Origin of the sequence: Bacillus sp. ChL18 (genome assembly GCF_026241425.1) — a bacterium.
In the GTDB taxonomy this organism is placed as follows: Bacteria; Bacillota; Bacilli; order Bacillales; family Bacillaceae; genus Bacillus; species Bacillus velezensis.
In genome coordinates this window covers 884,329-900,326 of sequence record NZ_JAPHWE010000002.1, presented here as the reverse complement: position 1 = coordinate 900,326, position 15,998 = coordinate 884,329, and the positions used below count along the sequence as shown (strand labels likewise).

Below are 15,998 nucleotides of genomic sequence, written 5' to 3'. Positions count from 1 at the left end.
AAAATCTGCTTCCATTGATATCATCAGGCTTTTTCGATATCCGGGATGTAACCGATAATCTCACCCTTTTAAATCGCATCCTAAACTGCCTCGGGAGCCTTTGTCACAAGCACCCATGACCCTTTTTTGATGGTTTCGCCATTTATTTGAAAATCAGCGGGGAGCGACACAAGACTCAACCACTTCACCAACGCCGCCCTGAAAGTCATGCTGCTTATCAATTTCACGGGCATCTTTCAGGAAGCCGTGAGCGGCCTTCTCAATTCCTGCAGCTGTCATGAAACTCCGTGTGCATCCACTGTGCCCGGTTCATAAACAATACCATAAACAAGTTTTTGCTCGCCCGCTTCTTTCGCAAGGATCTTCACTTCCTTTTGAAAGTCAGGCTGCTTTTCTGATTTCATAAAAAAGAACTGGTTTTGATTAGCAGCCTTGTCTACATAAGAAACATGTGTGATTTTTGCGTTTATCAATTCTCGAGACATTCTATTATTTACCTCCTTTCAAAAGAATCGTTATTCAGAGGTAAGCTGAGAAACCTTATAAGTTTCAGCAATTAATTTTAACTTTCTAACACTCTTTCTTACATTATATTCAAACTTTTCAGCAATGTATTCTTGAGGAAAAGTACGCTTGTCAAAATGATAAACTAGATCCATTAATTTAATTAAACCCTCTGCAAACGATTCTGATACAATGTTTTGTTTTTGGAGATAATGAAGCATATCATTCATACCAATTCCATTAGTTTTTTCATCTTTAGATACAAGACTATATAAATAACTTACTCCACTATATAAACTCAACATTGATTTTTTCATAATAAGTTCTTTATCCTTCAAATCCAGTGTTTCATATGAATTTTCATTAAAGGTAACCCCTTCTGATTTAGAGGTATCTTTAATTTGTTCAGCTTCATCTATTTGAACACTAATCTGATCTAATTCTTTATCTATCATAAACTCGAATTCCCAATCTTTATATTTAATTTTAGCTAAAGTTTTAATCAAGTTTGAAACAGGGTTTTTCAATTTAATAACAATAATAGTAATCGAAACAGGCCATATGACAGATTTAATTATTGAAGAAATAAACTCCATCCAATTCATAAAAACTCCCCATTCTAAATGTAATGAGGGTATTATACTACTTTATCCCATATTTGCTAAGACTTCTCTTCAACTCTCTTGTTTTTCATCAGCTGACAAGCTTTTGTCGGCCTCTTGGCATGTTGTTCACCCCACTTTCAGAATATAAAAAGAGACACATTATTGTGTCTCACGCCTTGATCTTGACAGATTTATCTAATTTTTGGTCTAATCAGAAAAGGAGGTGATAAAATTAATGAGTAATACTAACAAAGGTTCTGATTATTCACGGAAAAATAATTCAGTAGACTCTACACCATCCCGAGTACATAGACCTCGACCTACAAGTGAGATTCCAGTTCCGAAAGTTGAAAAAAGAGACCGGTTTTCTGTAGATGTTCCATCCTCAAGAATACGGAAAGGCAAATAATTCAATCCTCAATAGGGTTATCTGATTCATTATCAATAATTTGTGCTTTTTTAATTTCAGATTTTTTAAAAACGCCTATTTTTATACCTGCCTTAACATCTATATAACTCTTTTCAATTTTTAAATTGTACCTTTTTACGAGTTCGGTAAAATAAGTTATATCTCGTAAAACAAAGTTTCGTTCAGGCTCTAGCGGCCTGGACACTTTTTCTATATCTCCAATTATTTTTTTATCCTCATTGTCAATCTTAGAAAGTTCAACTACATTCTGCCCCTGTGACACAAAAATTTCTTCCCAAACTGTTTGGTATTTGGAAAGCCCGTTTAAGCCTCTTTTCCTACGAACCTTATTAACAGCTCCTATAACCAATTTTAAATATAGTTTAGTATAAATTCTTGCTACACAGTAACTAAAGATAAGGCTGAATACAAAAAATACTGCTATAAATGAAAAGCTGGTCAAGTGACTATTCAGGGTTGTTAGATCACCTATATAATCACCTTTAAAGTGTTCAGTTATTCCGTTAGTCTTAGTCGAATAATAGTTTAATAAGCTATTCAATATAAGAACTAATATATTGTATGTGATCAGACTCAATCCTGAGACAGGAATCCATAACAACACACTTATACCTAACATTTCAAAAGGATTGTGCTTTTGATTTGGAGTCAACCCAAACAGCTGTAACCAATAGTAACAAATTAAACCAGGAATCGTGAATATAATTGTTGATATAAATTGGTCCATATTCCCCTCCTTATATCAAAAATATAACATTTATCTGGATTTTTCCAATACTTAATCTGTTCTTTTATTTCTTTAGTTAGGCCGAGAATTTCATTATCTATCACATGCGATAGCACCCAGCTACAATTAACCCGCTCAGCGGCGGAGAGCTTTGTGTATCGCAGATACATACAGGTTTCGCTGCTTCCTGGTATCTTGAATTCTTCGTCAACATCAACAGTCGAACACATCAAGACCAAATACCGCTTCTGACAGGCCGTGCAAGGGGATTTTATAAAATTTCTGAAAAAGGAGGGGGCGGTGCCCTCCGTGAACCGTAATAAAGCTTCGTGTGTTGACTAATGGCTGTCTGGATAATGGTCTCACTGTCATCTTGGAAAGATCACTTACTTCTATAAGTCTTTCTTTTTAACAGAAACCGCAGATATAGCAGCAGAAATAACTATCCGCTCCGCTTCTTATGCACTCTCTGTAACATGGAGAATTATAAAAAGGAGGGCGCGCGGAAACATAGGGGGAGCTCCCTGAATGGGTCACTTGATGGGGCCATGGATAAGAATTAAATTCTTGCCGCTGATACAAATGGAATGACGGGTAATAATACAACATTTTCAACTCCTTTTCCGTACACCATATTGTACTTACCGACACCCTTTTTAGATGATTGTCTCTTGCATAATTGTGTGTTGGCCTAATTGCGGGTTTTAGCCTGCAAAATTCGTGCAGGAGAGCCATCACAACATCTTCCGTGAGAGGTTTTATAAGCTAACCTCTCCTTGTTGTCACCAATCAACCCCTATACCCGGTTGAACGGTTCGTATTATCCCAATGACCCGTTTAGGCAGACTGTTCTCACTCTGCATGCGAAACAGCAAATACCAACACCGCTGCTTTTTCCCTTTCTTCATTTACGCCGATCTATGTTGTTCCCGCCTGACTGCCTTCTTTTTTGATCAACTTCCGGCAGATCAAATTCGTCAGACTCCTCAAGAGATAAAGCTGGTTTTACTATATCTACACCTGTTCCGGTTTCCATTCGCGCTATGCTTGAGCATACGGAACAACTGATTTCCCTATAATTCACAATGGCGTTCGATATGATTTTCCCTCTATGCGCATCTCTGCAATTTCAGAGATGCAGACAGCCGAAGAATAAACGACAATAGCAAAAAGCCTCCGGATACACGGAGGCTTTGATTCCTTATCCTTGCTGCGTGAACGGCCGGGTTTGTGTCTTTTTGCCCCAGCCAAGCGCGGCCAGAAAACTGATGGCGAGAATGGCTGCTCCCAGCATATACGGAAATTCCATATTTACGTCAAAGAGAAAACCGGCGGCAGACGGTCCGGCGATATTCGCTAAGCTGATGAATGAGGTGTTCATCCCTCCGGCAAACCCCTGCTGGTCACCGGCGAGCTTCGACAGCATCGTGTTAACGGCCGGCCGGAGCAGCGATGTCAGCGTCAGGAAAAAGATTGCCGCGGCAAAAACGGCCCAATATGAACCCGCAAACCGGCACCACACAAGTCCTGCAGCAGCCCCGATCAACGTCACGTTAATCACGCGTTTTTCCCCGAACTTGCGGACGAGATAACTGACGCCGACCGCCTGCACAAACACGCCGATGAGACCCGCAGCCGTAATAATAAAGGCAATATCAGACGCTTTAAATCCGTGTTTATGGTCAACGTAAAGGCCGAAAACAGATTCAAAGTTCATAATTCCGAAGTTCAGCACAAAAACCAGAATCAGCATAAACGCGAACGGCGACTTGAGCGCGCGTGACATTTGCTTAAACAGATGCTCACGTTTTTCCGTTTTTGCCCGGGCTTCCAGCTGCTTTTCACGTCCCAGCGTTTCGGGCAGAAAGAAAAATGAAAGCACACTTGAAAAGCAGGCAAGACTTGCAGACACGATGAACGGCACAGACATGCCATAATGAACCAAATAGCCTCCGACACCGGGCCCGATGACGACACCGAGCGTCATCGCCGCGCTGAACAGCCCCATTCCTTTCCCGCGTTCTTCTTCGGTCGTAATATCCGCTATGTAAGCGAACATTGACGGCATTAAAAACGCCGCGCCCATTCCGCCCAAAAGCCGGGATGCGAACAGTTGCCACAGGCTTCCGGCAAAGGCGAAGATCAATTGTGACACGGCAAAGGCGGCAATGCCGAAAATAATCAGTTTCCGCCGTCCGTATTTGTCGGTTATTTCCCCGGCAATAGGCGCAAATAAAAGCTGTGTAAGCCCCGCCGCCGCAACAAGCAGACCCATCGTGCTGCCCGTCGCGCCGAATTCGGTAATATAGGTGGGCATAATCGGAATAATCAATCCGATTCCAAGCATCGCAATAAACATATTCAGCATTAAAATTGACAATCGGCCTATGTACGCCATGATTTCTTACCTTCTCCCCAGACAAACAGATGATCATTCCATATTTGTCATTTTTTATACCATTCAGTATAACGGGCAAAAGGGAAAAAAGTCCAGATGATTTCAATCTCGTTTTCAAGTCTCATGACAGCACACCGGTTTCAGCCGGCAGATCATATATGTTAAGGGCCGCCTGCAGCGCTTCCCCGGCTTTAACGGCAACTCCGTGTCTGATCAGAACCGCTTCAAGTCCGGCCAGCACAAACAGCACATTTTCCTTTCTGCAGCTGTAGCCCATCGTTCCGATTCTCCAAATTTTCCCCTGCAGCGGACCGAACGAGCTGGCGATTTCAATTCCGAATTGAGACAAAAGCATCCTTCTGATCGATTCGCCGTCTGCTTCCGGCGGAATCTGCACACATGTGACGACAGGCAGCTTCGCCTCCGGATCGCCGAATAAATCAAGACCCATCGCTGCAAGTCCCGCCGTAAGCGCTTTTTCATGACGCCGATGCCTGCGGAACCGTTCTTCAAGTCCTTCTTCCAGGACAAGGCGCACACCCTCCCGCAGCGCATAAAGCATTGTTGTCGCTTCTGTGTGGTGATTCAGCCTTCTTTCACTCCAATAATCTTCGAGCTGGCTCAGATCAAAATAGTTGCTCGTAATGGGCCGATGACCGGACAGCATTTTACCGTCAGCCGCCGTCGCAATGCCCCGTTCTACCTTTTTACGCGCGGCAATGACAGCGGCCGTCCTGTCATTATAAGTAATCGGCGCCATTCCGGAAGGGACCGACAGACATTTTTGCGTTCCCCCGATGACTGCGTCAATCTTCCATTCATCCGTCTTTACGGCGCAGCCTCCGATCGTGGCCACGGCATCCACGATAAAGAGTGCGTCTTGGGCGCGGCACGCTTCCCCGATTTCTTTCAGCGGGTGAATCCGCCCCGTTGATGTTTCTCCGTGCACCATAGCGACGATTTTCGGGGAAATCTTTTTCATCTCGCTGATAACCTCTTCAGGCCGGAAGACCGTTCCCCATTCACACTCGATCGTATGAACGTGCGCTCCGTATCGCTCGGCGATTTCAGTCAGCAGGTATCCGAAGCGTCCGTATATCGGAACGAGCACGCTGTCGCCCGGTTCTATCACACTTGCGAGAACAGCCTCAATCCCCGCTCTTGATGTGCCGTCAATTGGATAGGCCCAGCGGTTTTCCGTTTGAAACAATTCACGGAGCATTTGCATCGTTTCGTTCATGATGCCGGTAAATGCCGGGTCAAACTGGCCGATGATCGGAGCGCCCATCGCCCTCAGCACTCTCGGTTCAGCTTCTGTCGGTCCCGGTGTCATAATCGTTCTTTGCGGAATGCACAATTCTTTTCTGGTCGGCACGCCGATTCCCCCTTTACGTTAATAGGCAAGTTTATGTAATACATTCGCCAGCGTAAGGACGCCGGTTTCAAGCTGATGTGCGGGTGTGAACTCAAGCGGCGAGTGGCTGATCCCGCCACGGCTCGGCACGAACAGCATGCAGGCCGGAAAGGTTCTGCCGAGCATCTGGGCGTCATGTCCCGCTCCGCTTACAATTTCCTCCGGGTCCGCCCCCTGCTCTTTTGCAGCCTCCGCTGCGGTTCGTGTCAGTGTCTGATTCATTTGAACCGGCTCTATCCTCATATATTCATCAATAACGGGTCTGACTCCTTTGCTGCGGCTGATGTTTTCAACAATCGATACCAGTTTCTGATGGAAGGCTGCCAGCACGTCTTCCTGCCGGTGGCGAATATCAACGGAAAACTGGATACGGCCCGGAATGACATTCGCCATATTCGGTTCAACCGTCATTTTCCCGCACGTCAGACGGAGCTCTTCCGGCTGTCTTTCCGCTGAAAGCATCAGTTCGTGGATGATGCTGCTTCCCGCCGCGAGCGGGTCTTTCCGCCATTTCATTGAAGTGGTGCCGGCATGGTTGCATTCACCGTCAAGCGTAACGGTATAGCGTCTCTGTCCGGCAATCTCGCTGACAATCCCGATATCCTTTCCTGATCGTTCAAGCGTTTGCCCCTGTTCAATATGAATTTCCAGAAAGGCACTAATATCAGTGCGCAGCGGCGCTGGATAACGGCCTGCACCGAAGCCGTTCTGCCGCATGGCTTCTCTCAGAGAAATGCCGGACGCGTCTTTCGGCGTTTCCGCATCTGAAAGCGAGAAAGCACCGGTGATATTGCCTGAGCCCCAATAGGTGATGGGAAAACGGCTCCCTTCCTCTTCACAGAGCGACACAGACTCCAGCGTTTTTTTCGGACGCCCGCACATCTCATGCAAGTGCCGGATCGCCAGCATGCCCGCCAGCACGCCGAACGCACCGTCATATTTGCCGCCGTCAATAACGGTGTCAATATGCGACCCGGTGAGAATCACCTCATCAGGCGATTCTGTGCCGCTCAGACGGCCGAATACGTTACCGACATCGTCAAATGCCGTTTTCAGCCCGAACGCCTCCATTTTCTTTTTGACGGCAAGCTGGGCGTCCATCCATTCTTTCGTATATAAAAGCCTCGTCACTCCGCCGGAAGCGGAAGCGCCGAATTGAGACAGCCATTGTATGTCATCGGAAATCCCGACATTCGCCGCCGAAAGCTGCTGATGTTCCATACACGCCCTCCTTTTAAACTGAAAAACTGACAAGATGATCTTCATTATAGAAGGAGCGCATAACGAGTTCATTATCATATCTTCCAAAAAATCAATGATTTTCCGGATACTTTGACCAATAAGCCGAAGGAACTATTTTTCAAAAAAGATAGAATATTAGATTTATTTTTTGGATAATAGAGGTAAAGGAGGGCAAGTCATGACAAAAAAACTTTGGTTTCTGCCGATTGTCTGCCTGTTTTTCATTTTTGGATGGGCCGCGCCGGCTGACACGAATCTGTACAGCCGGATGGCGGTTTCAACTGCCGGCGGCACAACTCTTTTTCCGCAAACTGCCTCAGCTGTCATCACTCCGTCTTCGGATACGGACACATATTACAAAGAAGCTTCCGGAAAAAGCGGAACAGCCTTAAAGAGCGCCCTGCACCGCATCATCAGCGGACATACAAAGCTGTCTTACAGCCAAGTATGGAATGCATTGAAGGAAACTGACGAAGATCCGGCAAATCCGAACAATGTCATCTTGCTCTACACCCAGGAATCACGGGCCAAAAGTAAAAACGGCGGCAGCGTCGGGGACTGGAACCGCGAACACGTGTGGGCAAAGTCACACGGAAACTTCGGAACAGCTGCCGGCCCCGGGACGGACATTCATCATCTGCGCCCTGCAGACGTCCAGGTGAACAGTGCCAGAGGAAATATGGATTTTGATAACGGCGGCTCAGAATACCCGAAAGCGCCGGGCAATTATTACGACGGTGATTCCTGGGAGCCGCGCGATGAAGTTAAAGGAGACGTCGCCCGCATGCTGTTTTACATGGCGGTGCGTTATGAAGGAGACGACGGGTATCCCGACCTTGAGCTGAATGATAAAACCGGAAACGGCTCAGCTCCTTACATGGGAAAACTGTCCGTTTTGCTCAAATGGAATCAACAAGACCCCGTCGACAGTAAGGAAAAACGGCGGAACGAAATCATTTACGAAGACTATCAGCATAACCGCAATCCGTTTATCGACCATCCGGAATGGGCGGACGAAATCTGGTAATCGTATCATAAGAAGTGATAAGGGAGCCCTGATCATCAGGCTCCCTTTTTCAATATACGGCGTTTTCAGTGTCGGCATCAAAAAAGACGGCCCGGTTCATATTGACCGCAAGCAGAATGGCATCGCCGGGTTTCACCTGTGAAGCGCCGTCAAGACGGATCGTCATGCGGTCATCTCCGCTCACCGCATGAACGTACATCTCCGCGCCTAAGTTCTCACATACTTCCGCCACAGCGCGGCACGCCGCTTCAGGCGGGTGCTCTGATTGTCCGGCAAGCGTCAAATGCTCCGGACGCAGCCCCGCAATCATCTCCTTACCGCTGTATCCTTTCTGCACAAGAACGGCCGCTTTTTCTTTCGGAATGGGCAGACGAACGGACGAACCGGCAAAATACCATTGCCCGTGACTTTCTTCAATGACGCCTTTTATAAAATTCATACTCGGAGAACCGATAAAACCCGCCACAAACATATTCGCCGGATAATGATAAATCTCATGGGGGCTTGCGGCCTGCTGAATATCTCCTTCATTCATCACGACAATCCGGTCGCCCATTGTCATCGCTTCCGTCTGATCATGCGTCACATAAACGATAGTCGCTTTCAAACGCTGATGGAGCTTGCTGATTTCCGCGCGCATCGTCACTCGCAATTTCGCATCTAAGTTGGAAAGCGGCTCGTCCATCAGAAACACTTTCGGCTCCCGTACGATCGACCGGCCGAGCGCAACCCGCTGCCGCTGTCCGCCTGAAAGAGCCTTCGGTTTCCGCTTGAGCAGATGCCCGATTTCCAAAATATCAGCGGCCGTCCGGACTCGCTCTGCAATTTCTTTTTTCGGCAGCTTTCTGAGCTTCAAACCGAACGCCATATTGTCAAACACTGTCATGTGGGGATACAGCGCGTAATTCTGAAAAACCATCGCGATATCACGATCCTTCGGGGGCAGATCGTTTACCGCGTCTCCATCGATATAAAGCTTCCCCTCAGAAATGCTCTCCAGTCCGGCAATCATTCTGAGTGTCGTAGATTTGCCGCAGCCGGAGGGACCGACTAGCACCAGCAGCTCCTCATCTTTTACATCTAAGTGAAAATCCTTCACTGCCGCCGATTGGGCGCCGTATGTTTTTTTGATATGGTCAAATGTTAATGATGCCATTCGAAACCTCCTCCAATACTGGAAACCGCCACATCTTTCTGTTATGTTAAAAATGTTCGGGGTTTCTGACAGATTCATAAATGAAAAGCAAATTTGTATTATAACGTCATAATACATATAATAGTACTACTACTTGACAAAGGAGGTCCGTCCCATTGTTAAATAACGGGAGCTCGAAACCTTTATATATTCAGCTGAAACAAATTATCGCGGACGATATCAAGAAGGGCGTTTATTCGCCGTCCGTAAAACTGCCGACTGAAAATGAGCTGTGCGAAACGTACAACGTCAGCCGCATAACGGTCAGGAAGGCCATCCTTGATCTTGTGGAAGAAGGCTGGCTCGTCCGGCAGCAGGGAAAGGGAACGTTCGTTAAAAGCCCTAAACTGAAGCGGGAGCTCATCGCGGTCAACGGCTACTCTGAATTTATGGAATCAACGGGGAAAAAACCGAAACACCAGATCCTTTCCCATGAAATCATTGAAGCGCCTAAATCCATCGCCCAAAAACTTCGCGTCGCTTCCGAAAATCCCGTTCTTGAATTAAAACGCATTTTATTTCACGACGACCAGCCGCTCTCATTCGAAATCGCCCACTATCCGCTCAGTTTATTTCCCGACATCGGCAAGCATATTAAAGGCGGCGTGTCGATGCATGACATTTTGAAACAGCACTATCAGGTGGTGCCCACCCATAATACGAAGCTGTTAAATGTCGTATACGCCAAGCAGGAAGAAAGCCGCTATCTGGCTTGTGATATCGGGGATGCGCTTTTTGAAATTGACAAAACCGCTTTTATGTCAAAAGACCAGCCGATATACAGCTCGCTGTTTGTAATGCATACAGACCGCGTCACGTTTACCATTAACAGCCCCTATGCGTAACAAGTATAAAAAACGAGACAATGCTTATCGTATTCTCGTTTTTTCACTGCTTTTCCCGCCGCCCGGCCTGTAGGGATGCCCGTAACCGAACGCTCCGAACCCTCCGCATGTTTTGGCAGCCGTCCCGGCGGCCGCAGTAAGCGCTCGCCGAATATCCTGATGCTCGAAGAAATCGGTAAGAAACCCGGCGATAAAAGAATCACCCGCGCCCAATGTATCTATTATATCAGCTCTTACCACCGGCTGATGATAGACGCGTTCCCCATCCGATAACACCGCGCCATATTCTCCCCTTGTCAGACAGACGATTTTCGCTCCGAAACCGCGGGCTTTTTCGGCAAGCCGCACACATTCACTTTCACTCAAATCACTCCCGGAAAAAAACGCATACGTCACGTATGGGCAGACCGCTTCTAAATAGGCTTCGTCACGTTTTACAGAGAAGTCAAAGGAAATCGGCACATGGCCGCTCAGCATCGGAAGGTCACGTTCTATCCTGCTGTATACGCTCGTATGCAGCAGATCATGTCCGGCGATAAATGAGATGTCATTCTCCTGAAAAGCGAGCGTCAGACGCGATTGCACACCGCCTTTATTTGATCCGGCAAATATCCTGTCCCCTCTTTCATCAAGCGTGACGACCGCCATCCCGTTTTCTCCGTATGCCCGGCGGATCAGATCGGCATTCACCTTTTCCAGTTTCAGCACATTCAATACGTGATCCGCCGCTTCATCACTGCCGAGAATCCCGATATAAGAAGTTTCGTGGCCTAAGCGCCGGGCAAGCACGGCTACGTTTAACGCATTTCCGCCCGGGTAAAACGTCTCCTGATCCTGATAATAATCTACTACATTATCTCCGGCCGCTATCAGTTTCATCTTTTCATCCTCCTTATCCTTTCACGCTTCCCGCAGCAATGCCGCGGATAAAATATCTCTGCATCAATAGAAACAGCGCGATGATCGGGGCAGCAGAAATCGTCAGCCCGGCCAGCAGCACGCCCCAATCCGTCTGCAGCGCATCTCTGAACTGCATCAGCCCGGCCGGAATCGTCCGTAAATTTTCATCATCGATAAAAATAATCGCAAACATAAACTCATTCCATGTATGGTAAGCCGTCAAAATGCCTGATGTCACCAGAATCGGCACGCTCATAGGTAAGAATATTCTGAAAAATATTCCGAAACTTGTACATCCATCCAGATAGGCAGCTTCCTCAAGCTCTTTGGAAATCGACAAAAAATAGGAACGGATCAGAATCACGGTAAATGGAATACGGTAAGCGGCGTACGGAAGAATCAATGCCCAATACGTATTGTACAGTCCCAATGACTGGATAATGGAGTACAGCGGCACAAGACTGACCTGCGGCGTCAGCATCAAGCCGCCAAGACAAATGATCAGCACAAACCCTTTTCCTTTAAATTGAAAACGGGCCAGCCCGTATGCCGCCCAGGCGCTTACAAATACGGTGATGAGACAAGTCAGCACGGTCACAATGACGCTGTTCATAAAATAAGCGGAAATCCCTTGGTTCCATGCGGATACGAAGTTTTCGGGATGCCAGACAGAGGGCAGCGACCAGCTGTGCTCAAAAATCTCATCCGAGCTTTTAAAGGCGCTGACCGCCATCCATAACAGCGGATAAGCAACGGTAATGAGGTAGATAAAGAGAAACAGCCACACAGACGTTTCCCCGACATACCATTTTCTCGGTTTTCCGCCTGTTCTGACGGTCTGACGGGCATGACGCAAGTCCGTCTTTTCAGGAAGCATCGGCTACTCCTCCTTTCCGGTCTTAAAGAATTTCATCTGAATAAGCGACAGAGCAAGCGTCAGCAAAAGCACCACCGTCGCGATCGCAGAAGCGTAGCCCATCATATCCTTTGTAAAAGCGCTCTTATACAAAAATGTGCTCAGCACTTCTGAAGCATTGCCCGGCCCTCCGCCGGTCAGAATATACGGTTCATTAAATACGGTAAATGCGCCGGTCAGCGTCATCACCACGGCAACAAACGACATTTCTTTCGTCTGCGGCACCGTAATGTGAAAAAACTGCTGGATTTTTCCGGCTCCGTCCAGCTGCGCCGATTCATATAATTCAGCGGGAATGCTCTGAATCGAGACAATGTACAGCATGGCAATGTAACCGACAGACTGCCATTGAGACACAAAAATGACAGACAGCATAGCGGTGTTTTCATCGCCCAGCCACGCGCGGGTCAGTTCATCAAGTCCGACGGCTTCCAGCAGCTGATTCAAAAGCCCGATTTCCGGGTTATAAATAAAATCAAACAACAGCGCAATGACGGTCATGGAAATGACGACCGGAAGAAAAAATACCGTACGGAAAAACGGCGACCATTTTCTTACCAGTCTGTCTTCCAGCACGGCCGCCAGAATTAAGCCGCCGCCAACCTGGCAAATCAGCGATATGACCGCATACAGCACATTGTTGCGGAGTGCTGTAAAAAACACGGGATCGTGGAACAGGTCAATATAATTTTTCAAACCGATAAACGTCTTTTCGGGTTGAAATGAGCTCCATTCAAACAGACTGAAAAACACATTCTCAATAATCGGAATGTAAACGAACAGCAGAAAAATCAGCGCGGGCGCGAGAAACAGATACGGAATGAAACGGTTTCGGCTGACCAAGGAAATCCTCATCTCCTTTCTCCAAAGAAATCTGTTCTATTCAGATGACGCTTTGACCTGACGCGCCGCTTTCTGCACGGAATTCATCACCTCGCGCGGTGTCATTGTGCCGCCGAGCATCTGCTGAACGCCTGCCGCATACACATCGGCGATTTCAACGTCAACATCCATATCAAACCACGGCACCATTGTTTCTGCGCGGACGATATCCTGCACGGCTTCGCGCTGGATCGGGACGGAATTGTTTTCTGTCGCCGTTCCTTGAACCGCGCTGTATTTACCGACGTCTTTTATCAGCTTCTCTCCCATTTTTTTCGAGGTTAAAAACTGAAGAAATTCCATGGCTTCTTTCGGGTGCTTCGTTTTTGAGGAAATCATAAATCCTTCCGGAGATCCGGTCAGTGCACGGGGAGATCCCTTTTCGCCGCTGATTTTCGGGAAAGGAAACAAGCCCAGATTGACCGGTTCGACGAGCTTAATTTCTGCCGTTTCCGCATAAATCATCGCCGCTTTGCCGCTCGTAAACTGCTGGCGCACGTATTCGTGATCGACAGAGTTCACGTGCTTTGTAAAGTACGGCAGAAGTTCCTGAAACTTTTCAAGCGCTTTGACATAGCCTTCGTCCGTAAACTCCCCGGTTTCCGGGCTGTAATCCTTCGCCCGCGTTTTTTCATCCACCATACGCTGGTTCAGCGTCCCGATATAATGAGAAATGGTCCAAGGCGCTTTTGTGCCGAAACTGATCGGAATATATCCGTTCTCTTTCAATTTCTCAGAGACTGTGATCAGTTCATCCCATGTCGCCGGGGGCTTCAAATGTAATGTATTAAAAATGTCCTTATTATAAAAGAATGATTTAGCGTCCATTTGCCACGGAACACCGTACTGTTTTCCGTCATGCGTAAAGGGTTTGATTTGTGACTGCACAAGCTGTGAGGACCAATCTTTATCCTGCTGATAGTAAGACGACAGATCGAGGGCTTTATTTCCTTTGATGAATTTATAAGCAAACCGGTCGCTCCATGAAAAGAAAATATCAGGGGGGCTCGTTGTTCCGAGCATGACTTTCACCTTGTCTTTATAAGAATCGTTTAAGACCGCTTCCGTTTGGATATGAATATCCGGATGAGCGGATTCAAATTCTTTGACCGCTTCTTCAAAATAGCTTTTTTCCGGCTCCTTCGGCCACCTGTGAAAAAACTTCAGGGTCACTTTTCCGTCAGAGGAACTGCTTTGGCTTGAACAGGCGGCGGCTGACAGACATACAGCTAACAGAACGAACAGGCAGATGAGCTTTTTCAGATGCTTTTCCTCCTTTGTCACCGGACTATAACGTTATATATCATTATAGTCCGGTGAAATATAATGCGCGTTCTTAATATTCGACTTTCCACATGTAACGCCGCTGGCTTAACGGATGGTTCCTTGCTTCCGCCAGTGCATCCGCATAGCTTCTGAGCACCCGGTTTAATACGAGAGGAGCCAGGTAGCCTTTTACAGAATCGTCAATTCCGGAAAAATCATATGCTGCAGCATCAAGCACAGTCAGTTTTTTGCCGTATCTTTTTGAGAAGGAAAGCGCCCGCTCTTCAAGGGGTCTTGTTTCGTCTAAGCCGAGCAGGATAATAAATGGAACGGATTCATCAATGATTTCGAACGGTCCGTGAAAATATTCTCCGGCATGAATGGCGTGGGAATGAATCCATTGCATTTCCATGAGAATGCAGATGCTGTAGGAGTAAGCGACGCCGTAGTTCGCACCGCTTGCCATCGTGTAAATGATATCTTCTTTTTCGTGGGCTTTCGCGAATGCCTTTGCGTGATCCGCTTCTTGTTTAAGCGCTTTGTCATATACGGTCTGGAGCTTATTGAGTCCGTCGATCGCCTGTTCAAACGCGGAATGGTTTTCCAGCACGTGTAAAGCGCCGAACACGATTTGATACAGAACCCCGTAATTCGTATTTATCGCCTGTGCGTTCTCACCCCAGTCATAAACCGCGACATATTCGGCTTCTTTCGCTAACGGCGAATCAGGCTCATAGGTCATCGCAATCGTAAGCGCGCCTTTTTTTCTGGCGAAACCGGCGGCTTTCACCGTTTCCGGCGTATTGCCTGAATGAGAACATAAAATCACGAGAGAGTTCTCTCCGAGCTGAACGGGATTGCGCTGAATAAATTCATTTGAACTGTAGAGATCAGAGCTGATGGCTTTCGCCTCTCTGTCAAACACGTACTTGCTCGGATACATAATGGCTGAAGAACCCCCGCAAGCGACGAAAAAGACGTGGTCAATCGTTTTTCCTTTCAGATCATCCAAGAAAGCCTGAACCTTGTGATTCACTTGTGCGGCAGTTTGACTCAAATCCTTCACTCCTCAGTGTTTTATTATATAACGTTATATAACATTATATAACGTTATATTAATCGCAACAAAGGTGCGTTGTCAATCATATTTTCTGAAATTTCTAAAATATAAAATAAACCCGCCTTATTTCCCGCCCTCTCTTGACCTGACCCTTAGAGACACGTTTAGAATGAAAAGCAGGGAGTGATTCAGAATGAATATAAAAGAAGCCGCCAGACAGACGGGTCTCACGAAAAAAGCCATCAAATGAATACTGAAAAATGAACTTTTTTACACTAAAATACTATTATATGTAAAAAAAGGGAGTGTTCATATGTTTTTGATGAATGATAAAGTGCTGTGGGGAGCTGTGGTTCTCGCCTTTATTCTTTCGATTGTGTTTTATCCGTTTCTTCCTGCTGATATGGCCATTCACTATGACGTGTCGAACCGTCCGAATACATCCATCAATAAAACAGCCGGCGTCCTGATTTTTCCCGTGCTCATGATGATCTGCATGTTATTCAGAAAAAAGGTCGTCCAGCTATTCCTCGTCGTTTACTGTCTGCTGATCGTGCATATTGCCGTGATGTGGCTGGCACTGTAAA

14 protein-coding genes and 2 pseudogenes are annotated in these 15,998 nt (G+C 46.7%); 3 read left to right on the top strand and 13 right to left on the bottom strand.

The features are described from left to right. Positions 1-83 precede the first annotated feature (83 nt). The 7 genes and pseudogenes from OQ477_RS15560 to allC all read right to left on the bottom strand — a co-directional run. Positions 84-485: pseudogene (locus tag OQ477_RS15560) on the bottom strand (XkdF-like putative serine protease domain-containing protein); the annotation flags it as partial. A gap of 30 nt (positions 486-515) precedes the next feature. Further along, positions 516-1,109, bottom strand: a complete 594-nt coding sequence (locus OQ477_RS15555; protein WP_058906324.1) for a hypothetical protein — start codon at positions 1,107-1,109, stop codon at positions 516-518. A gap of 410 nt (positions 1,110-1,519) precedes the next feature. Continuing rightward, complete coding sequence (locus tag OQ477_RS15550) at positions 1,520-2,266, bottom strand: hypothetical protein (RefSeq protein ID WP_094247524.1); 747 nt, start codon at positions 2,264-2,266, stop codon at positions 1,520-1,522. Next, a pseudogene (locus tag OQ477_RS21075) lies at positions 2,221-2,481 on the bottom strand (hypothetical protein); the annotation flags it as partial. The gene OQ477_RS15550 and the pseudogene OQ477_RS21075, both read right to left, overlap by 46 nt. Before the next feature lie 986 nt (positions 2,482-3,467). After that, complete coding sequence (locus tag OQ477_RS15545; RefSeq protein ID WP_015418151.1) at positions 3,468-4,664, bottom strand: MFS transporter; 1,197 nt, start codon at positions 4,662-4,664, stop codon at positions 3,468-3,470. A 121-nt stretch (positions 4,665-4,785) separates the two neighbouring features. After that, on the bottom strand, positions 4,786-5,997 hold the full coding sequence (locus OQ477_RS15540; RefSeq protein ID WP_410571876.1) for a pyridoxal-phosphate-dependent aminotransferase family protein: 1,212 nt from the start codon (positions 5,995-5,997) through the stop codon (positions 4,786-4,788). Positions 5,998-6,057: 60 nt separating this feature from the next. Continuing rightward, positions 6,058-7,299: an allantoate deiminase gene (gene allC / locus OQ477_RS15535; protein WP_265973100.1), complete on the bottom strand. Its 1,242-nt coding sequence runs from the start codon at positions 7,297-7,299 to the stop codon at positions 6,058-6,060. 199 nt (positions 7,300-7,498) lie between these two features. On the opposite strand from allC, the gene OQ477_RS15530 reads away from it, so the two are divergent. Further along, positions 7,499-8,347, top strand: a complete 849-nt coding sequence (locus tag OQ477_RS15530) for an endonuclease I family protein (protein WP_265973099.1) — start codon at positions 7,499-7,501, stop codon at positions 8,345-8,347. 49 nt (positions 8,348-8,396) lie between these two features. Here OQ477_RS15530 and OQ477_RS15525 read toward each other — a convergent pair whose 3' ends face one another. Continuing rightward, complete coding sequence (locus OQ477_RS15525) at positions 8,397-9,503, bottom strand: ABC transporter ATP-binding protein (RefSeq protein ID WP_265973097.1); 1,107 nt, start codon at positions 9,501-9,503, stop codon at positions 8,397-8,399. A 155-nt stretch (positions 9,504-9,658) separates the two neighbouring features. Between OQ477_RS15525 and OQ477_RS15520 the strand changes: the two genes are divergently transcribed. Next, entirely contained in the window at positions 9,659-10,387 is a 729-nt protein-coding gene (locus OQ477_RS15520; protein ID WP_265973095.1) for a GntR family transcriptional regulator, read from the top strand. A gap of 24 nt (positions 10,388-10,411) precedes the next feature. Here the strand turns inward: OQ477_RS15520 and OQ477_RS15515 are convergent, their stop codons facing one another. From OQ477_RS15515 to OQ477_RS15495, 5 genes are all read right to left on the bottom strand, one after another. Continuing rightward, on the bottom strand, positions 10,412-11,266 hold the full coding sequence (locus tag OQ477_RS15515) for a PfkB family carbohydrate kinase (RefSeq protein WP_007613586.1): 855 nt from the start codon (positions 11,264-11,266) through the stop codon (positions 10,412-10,414). A gap of 13 nt (positions 11,267-11,279) precedes the next feature. Continuing rightward, on the bottom strand, positions 11,280-12,164 hold the full coding sequence (locus OQ477_RS15510) for a carbohydrate ABC transporter permease (protein ID WP_265973092.1): 885 nt from the start codon (positions 12,162-12,164) through the stop codon (positions 11,280-11,282). A 3-nt stretch (positions 12,165-12,167) separates the two neighbouring features. Then, positions 12,168-13,058 carry a carbohydrate ABC transporter permease gene (locus OQ477_RS15505; RefSeq protein WP_007613590.1) on the bottom strand — a complete coding sequence of 297 codons (891 nt, stop codon included), beginning with the start codon at positions 13,056-13,058 and terminating at the stop codon, positions 12,168-12,170. Between the two features lie 24 nt (positions 13,059-13,082). After that, on the bottom strand, positions 13,083-14,348 hold the full coding sequence (locus OQ477_RS15500) for an ABC transporter substrate-binding protein (RefSeq protein WP_265973232.1): 1,266 nt from the start codon (positions 14,346-14,348) through the stop codon (positions 13,083-13,085). Positions 14,349-14,421: 73 nt separating this feature from the next. Beyond that, positions 14,422-15,408 (bottom strand): SIS domain-containing protein, encoded by a 987-nt coding sequence (locus OQ477_RS15495; protein WP_029973609.1) that lies wholly within the window; start codon positions 15,406-15,408, stop codon positions 14,422-14,424. A 316-nt stretch (positions 15,409-15,724) separates the two neighbouring features. Between OQ477_RS15495 and OQ477_RS15490 the strand changes: the two genes are divergently transcribed. Next, entirely contained in the window at positions 15,725-15,997 is a 273-nt protein-coding gene (locus OQ477_RS15490) for a DUF1648 domain-containing protein (protein ID WP_007410095.1), read from the top strand. The last annotated feature ends 1 nt before the right edge of the window (position 15,998 follow it).

Coding starts and splice junctions, on each gene's coding strand:
- OQ477_RS15555 (WP_058906324.1), bottom strand. CDS start 1,109: ATGAATTGGATGGAGTTTATTTCTTCAATAATTAAATCTGTCATATGG.
- OQ477_RS15550 (WP_094247524.1), bottom strand. CDS start 2,266: ATGGACCAATTTATATCAACAATTATATTCACGATTCCTGGTTTAATT.
- OQ477_RS15545 (WP_015418151.1), bottom strand. CDS start 4,664: ATGGCGTACATAGGCCGATTGTCAATTTTAATGCTGAATATGTTTATT.
- OQ477_RS15540 (WP_410571876.1), bottom strand. CDS start 5,997: ATGACACCGGGACCGACAGAAGCTGAACCGAGAGTGCTGAGGGCGATG.
- allC (WP_265973100.1), bottom strand. CDS start 7,299: ATGGAACATCAGCAGCTTTCGGCGGCGAATGTCGGGATTTCCGATGAC.
- OQ477_RS15530 (WP_265973099.1), top strand. CDS start 7,499: ATGACAAAAAAACTTTGGTTTCTGCCGATTGTCTGCCTGTTTTTCATT.
- OQ477_RS15525 (WP_265973097.1), bottom strand. CDS start 9,503: ATGGCATCATTAACATTTGACCATATCAAAAAAACATACGGCGCCCAA.
- OQ477_RS15515 (WP_007613586.1), bottom strand. CDS start 11,266: ATGAAACTGATAGCGGCCGGAGATAATGTAGTAGATTATTATCAGGAT.
- OQ477_RS15510 (WP_265973092.1), bottom strand. CDS start 12,164: ATGCTTCCTGAAAAGACGGACTTGCGTCATGCCCGTCAGACCGTCAGA.
- OQ477_RS15505 (WP_007613590.1), bottom strand. CDS start 13,058: ATGAGGATTTCCTTGGTCAGCCGAAACCGTTTCATTCCGTATCTGTTT.
- OQ477_RS15490 (WP_007410095.1), top strand. CDS start 15,725: ATGTTTTTGATGAATGATAAAGTGCTGTGGGGAGCTGTGGTTCTCGCC.